This is a genomic window from Kitasatospora sp. NPDC057512, assembly GCF_042802135.1.
Classification (GTDB): domain Bacteria; phylum Actinomycetota; class Actinomycetes; order Streptomycetales; family Streptomycetaceae; genus Kitasatospora.
On sequence record NZ_JBHVET010000637.1, the window covers coordinates 1 to 5159 of the forward strand.

Genomic DNA, 5159 nt, shown 5'->3' on the forward strand with positions numbered 1-5159 from the left:
GACGGCGCCGACGGCGGGCGCGAGCCCGGGCTCTTCGTGCACGGCCTCGGCGGCTCGGCCGCCAACTGGGAGGCCCTGATGGACCGGCTCGGCGGGCAGGTCGACGGCGAGGCCGTGGACCTGCCCGGCTTCGGCCGCTCCCACCCGCCCACCGACGGCAACCTCACCGTCTCCGGCCACGTCCGCGCGGTGATCGGCTACCTGGAGGCCTCCGACCGCGGCCCGGTCCACCTGTTCGGCAACTCGCTGGGCGGCGCGGTCGCCGTCCGGCTGGCGGCGCTGCGCCCGGACCTGGTGCGCAGCCTCACCCTGGTCTCCCCGGCCCTGCCCGAGCTGCCCCCGCAGCACTCCGCCTGGCCGACCGCCCTGCTCGCGGTGCCCGGGGTGCCCGCGGTGCTGCGCCGGCTGTCCGTCGGCGGGCGCGACGCCGAGGCGGCCACCGAGGACCTGCTGCGGCTGGTCTACGGCGACCCGGGCAGCCTGAGCCCGGCGGCCCGGGCCCAGGCGGTGGCCGAGTACCGGCGCCGGCTGGAGGTGCCGCACGCGATGCAGGCGCTGGTCGGCTCGGCCCGCGGCATCGTCTCGGCGTACACGGAGCGAGGCGACCAGGCGCTGTGGCGGCAGGCCGAGCGGGTCGAGGCGCCGGTGCTGCTGGTGTACGGGCTGCGCGACAAGCTGGTCTCCTACCGCTCGGCCCGCCGCGCCTGCGCGGCCTTCCCGGACGCCCGGCTGCTGGTGCTGCCGGAGTCCGGGCACGTGGCGATGCTAGAGCACCCCGACGAGGTCGCCCGCGCGGTGCGGGAGCTGATCGCGCACACCACCGGCTGAGCGCGCACCACGGCCCGGGCGCGCACCGGGGGCCGAGCGTGCGCCGTGGCGGGCCGATCGCGCGCCCGGGCGGGGCCGCGCGGGCGGTCGCGCATACCGCCCGGTAACGGTCGGGTCCGGGTCGAGGTCACGTCGGTTCACTCGATCAGGTGGCAGGCAGGCATGTGACCGATGGATCGGCCCGGGCCGGTCCTACCTTTCTGCTGTCGGACCGAACAGGTGTGGGGGAGTCGCGGCCGCCGGAGGAACCGGAGGGCGGTCGCGGCCGAGGTCCCGGCGGGTCGGGCCCGACCGCCGGAGCGGACGCCCGGGGGAACGGAACGCGGCGCGTCCGCGACCGGGCCGCCGGCGGGCCGCCCGGAGGCACCGCGGCGCCGACCCGGGCCGACCGGACGCCCCGGCCCCGACCGTCCCCGCCGCCGTACGGGGGCACCCCGGGCCACTGCCCGGGCCGCCCGGAAACCCGTCGATCCGTCCGTGATCCCGCCCAGCGAATCCGTTCTGCCCCGGAGGTCTCCCGTGCGCGTTGCCCTGCTCACCGAGGGTGCCCGTCCGCATCCCCACCGTGGTACCGGAGGCTGGTGCGACCGGCTCGCCCAGGGCCTGCCGGAGCACGGGTTCGAGCGCTACCCGCTCACCGGCCCGGAACGGCCGGGCACGGCGGAGCGGCCGTCGCCCGCCCGGCGCGGCCCGTACGGGCCGGCGCTGCGGGGGCGCGGGCCGGGCGGCCGGGCGCCGCGCGCGCTGCGCAGACGCCGGTACGCCGGGGCGTACGAACAGCTGGTGCGGGCCCTGGTGCTGCCCGGGGAGAGAGCGGGCTTCGGGCCCGGGCTGTACCGGCTGGCCGCGGTCGCCCGGGAGGACGGCACGCTGCCCGCCTTCCTGGCCTCCGCGCACGCCCGCCGGCTGCTGGAGCGGAGCTGGCGGCTGCCCGGCGCGGACACCCCGGCCGGGCAGCCGCTGGCGTGCGACGTCCTGGTCGCGGCCGACCTGCTGGAACAGTGCCTGCGCCCGCTGTCCGCGCCCTGGTACGGCACCGGCCCCGGCGGCCTCGGCGCGGTCGACCTGTGCCACGTGGTCGGCGGCGGCCCGGCCGCGCTGCCCGCCCTGGTGGCCCGGCACCTGCACGGGGTGCCGTTCGTGGTCACCGAGCACGGCCCGTACCTGCGCGAGCGGTACCTCGGCCACCGCGAGGCGCCGTACCGGTGGCCGGTCCGCGCCCTGCTGCTGTCCTTCTACCGGGCGCTCACCGAGGAGACCTACCGGCGGGCCGCGATACTCACCCCGGGCAGCGCCCACGACCAGCAGTGGCAGCGCCGCTGCGGGGCCGATCCGGCGCGCACCCGGGTGGTGTACGAGGGCACCCCGGCGGTGGACCGCCCGGCCGCCGGGCCGGAACCGGCGGCGCCGACCCTGGTGTGGGCGGGCGCGCTGGAGCCGGGCCGGGACCCGGAGCTGGCGCTGCACGCCTTCGCCCGGGTCCGCGCCGACCTGCCCGGCGCCCGGCTGGTGGTGTACGGCGAGGAGGCGGCGCCCGGCTACCGGGCGCACTGCGCGGCGGTGGCCGAGCGGCTGGGAGTGGCGCCCGCGGTGGAGTTCGCCGGACGGCCCCGCTCGCCGGCCGAGGCCTGGGAGTCGGGCACGGTGGCGGTCTTCTCGGGGCTCTCCCAGCGCAGCCCCCGGCTGCTCGCCGACGCGCTGCTCAGCGGCCGGGCGGTGGTCTCCACCGACGTCGGGGTGGCCCGCGAGGTGGTCGGGCCGACCGGGCTGCTGGTGCCCGCCCGCGATCCGCGCGCCCTGGCCGGGGCCTGCCTGGCGCTGCTGCGCGATGAGGAGCGGCGGGGCCGGCTCGGGCTGGCCGGGCGGCTGCGGGCGCAGGAACGCTTCGCCGTGGAGCCGGTGATCGGCGCCTTCCGGGAGATCTACCTGGAGCTGGTCTCGCAGTACCCGGCCTTCCCCGGCGGCGGGGGCGGCGGCGAGGGCGTCCCGGCGCCGCGCCCCTTCGCCCGCCCCGCCGAGTACTGGCTGGCCGACGGCCCCCGCGGCGGCACCCCGCGGGACGGCGGCGCGCAGGACGCGGGCACGGCGGCCGACGGCGTGCGGCCGGCCGAACTCGCGGAGGCCCGCTGATGTCCGCCGGCCCCCTGCCCGGCGGCAGCGCGGACCCGGTGCGCGAGGTGATGGCGGAGCACCGGGAGCTGTGCGAGCGCGCCGTCGACCCGCTGGAGATCGCCGCCGGGCTGGAGGAGGCCGGGCTCGGCCAGGACGCCGCCGCCCGCTGCCGGCACGCCGACCTGTTCTCGCTGGCCGAGGAGCTGTACGCCCGGGTGCCGCGCCGCCCGCCGCCGCCCGGGCCCGTGGAGCCGCGGTCGGGCGGGGCCGCCGCCCGGGCCGCGCTGACCGCCGCCGCGCTCGCCGCGCTGCCCTGCGCGGGGGCGGCCGCGCTCGGCCCGCGCTGGCCGGTGCTGCTGCCCGCCGCCGTCCCGCTGGTGCTGCTGCCCGCGCTGACCGCACCGCCCCCGGACGGGCCCGGCCCGCCCGGGGTGCTGGGACCCGGGTCGGTGCCCCGGCCGTACCCCGGCTCCCGGCTGCGGCCGACGGCGCTGGGCCACGGGCTGGGCCTGGCCGCGCTGCTGCTGCTCCCGCCGGCCGTGCCGGGCGGGGACCGCCCGCTGGCCGTCGCGCTGGTGCTGGCGGCGGCGGTGTCGGCCGGGTCGGCCGAGCGGACGGCCCGCTGGTACCGGCGGCTCGGCCGCGGCCACCTGGGCGCGGCGGGCACCCTGGCGGAGTTCCGGGCCCGGATGCGGCCGGTGCTCCCGGTCGCGCTGGCCCTGCACCTGGCGGTGCTCGGGGTGCTGAGCTTCGCCGCGCTGGCGGTGCTGGCCGTCGTCGCCCCGCGCCCCGGGCCGGGCCACGGCGGCGGGCTGCTGCACCTGGCGGCCGAGCGGGCCGGCCCCGCCCAGTGGGCGGCGCAGGGCGTGCTGGGCCTGCTGGTGGTGCTGCCGGTGCTGCTGGCGCGGTGCGGCCGGCCGACGGCGGCCGCGGCGGGGGCGTCGGCCGGGGCCGCCGCGGTGCTCGGCCCGCTCGCCCTGGGGCGCTCCGCCCCGGAGGCCTGGCTGCTCGGCGGCGGCACCGTCGCGGCGGCGCTGCTGGCGTACGCCGGGGCGGTGCTCGGCCGGGCCGGCTCGCACCGGTGAGCGCCGTCCGCCCGCTCGCCACCCCCTGTTCGACCTTTGTCGGGGCCCGGTTCACGGTCCCCGACCCCGTCCCGTTCGTTGAACTTCGTTGAATCCGTTCCGCCAGGTCGTCCCGAGCTGGCTTCGTGGAAGGACGCCCCCGATGAGGGTGCTGCTGCTGGGCGCCGACGGCTTCATCGGCCGCCGGGTCACCGATCGTCTGCTGATGGACCAGGAGTTGCAGGTGACGGTGCTGGGCCGGCGCGACTCGGCCGACATCCGCTTCGACCTGACCACCGGGAGCCCGGGCGCGCTGGCCCGGTTCCTGGACGCGGTCGCGCCGCAGGTGGTGATCAACTGCGCGGGCGCCACCTACGGCAGCTCGCGCACCCTGATCCGGTCGAACACGCTGGCCGTCGCGACGGTCTGCGAGGCCATCCGGCGCTGCCGGGAGCCGGCCAGGCTGGTGCACGTCGGCTCGGCCGCCGAGTACGGGCCGGTGCCCGGCGGGGTGCCGGTGTCCGAGCAGGCCGAGCCGCGGCCGGTCGGCCCGTACGGGGTGTCCAAGCTGGCCGGGACGGAGCTGGTGCTGGCCTCCGGGCTGGACGCGGCGGTGCTGCGGGTCTTCGACGTGGTGGGCCCGGGGGCGCCGACCGCCTCGCTGTTCGGGCGGCTGGCCGAGGGCCTGCGGCGGGCGCTGGAGCGGGACGAGCACCAGGTGCGGATGCCGGACCTGTCCGGGTTCCGGGACTTCGTGGACGTGCGGGACGTCGCGCGGGCCATCCAGGCGGCCGCGGTGTCGGCCGCGACCGGGGTGGTCAACATCGGCAGCGGGCACGCCGTCCGGGCCCGGGACGCGGCCCAGCTGCTGGTGCGGGCCTCGGGCTTCGAGGGGCAGATCGTCGAGGAGAACCGGCAGGTCCTGCTGCCCGCGCAGGCCGTCGGGGCGGGCGGCGACCACCTGCCGGGCCACCACCTGCCCGGGCACCGGCCGGAGGGGCACCGGCCGGAGGGCCGGCCGGTGCCGGGCGAGCCGGTGCCGTGGCGGCAGGCGGACGTGCGCACCGCCCGGGACCGTCTCGGATGGCGGACGCAGGTGCCGCTGGAGGAGTCGCTGGGCGACGTCTGGCTGGAGACGGCCTGCCGGGTGTGAGC

At 79.8% G+C, this 5159-nt stretch carries 4 protein-coding genes; all 4 read left to right on the plus strand.

The features are described from left to right. The coding region (locus ACFU6K_RS30935) for an alpha/beta fold hydrolase (protein WP_380668609.1) at positions 1-828 on the plus strand (828 nt) is incomplete at its 5' end. Between the two features lie 519 nt (positions 829-1347). Next, positions 1348-2958 carry a DUF3492 domain-containing protein gene (locus ACFU6K_RS30940; RefSeq protein WP_380668611.1) on the plus strand — a complete coding sequence of 537 codons (1611 nt, stop codon included), beginning with the start codon at positions 1348-1350 and terminating at the stop codon, positions 2956-2958. Beyond that, positions 2958-4025: a hypothetical protein gene (locus tag ACFU6K_RS30945; protein WP_380668613.1), complete on the plus strand. Its 1068-nt coding sequence runs from the start codon at positions 2958-2960 to the stop codon at positions 4023-4025. Before ACFU6K_RS30940 ends, ACFU6K_RS30945 begins: the two co-directional genes overlap by 1 nt. 142 nt (positions 4026-4167) lie before the next feature. After that, a complete protein-coding gene (locus ACFU6K_RS30950; protein ID WP_380668615.1) occupies positions 4168-5157 on the plus strand; it encodes an NAD-dependent epimerase/dehydratase family protein in 990 nt (329 codons plus the stop codon). Positions 5158-5159: the final 2 nt, after the last annotated feature.

Excerpts from the sequence above, each read along its gene's own strand:
- ACFU6K_RS30950 (WP_380668615.1), top strand. The coding sequence starts at position 4,168 with ATGAGGGTGCTGCTGCTGGGCGCCGACGGCTTCATCGGCCGCCGGGTC.
- ACFU6K_RS30945 (WP_380668613.1), top strand. The coding sequence starts at position 2,958 with ATGTCCGCCGGCCCCCTGCCCGGCGGCAGCGCGGACCCGGTGCGCGAG.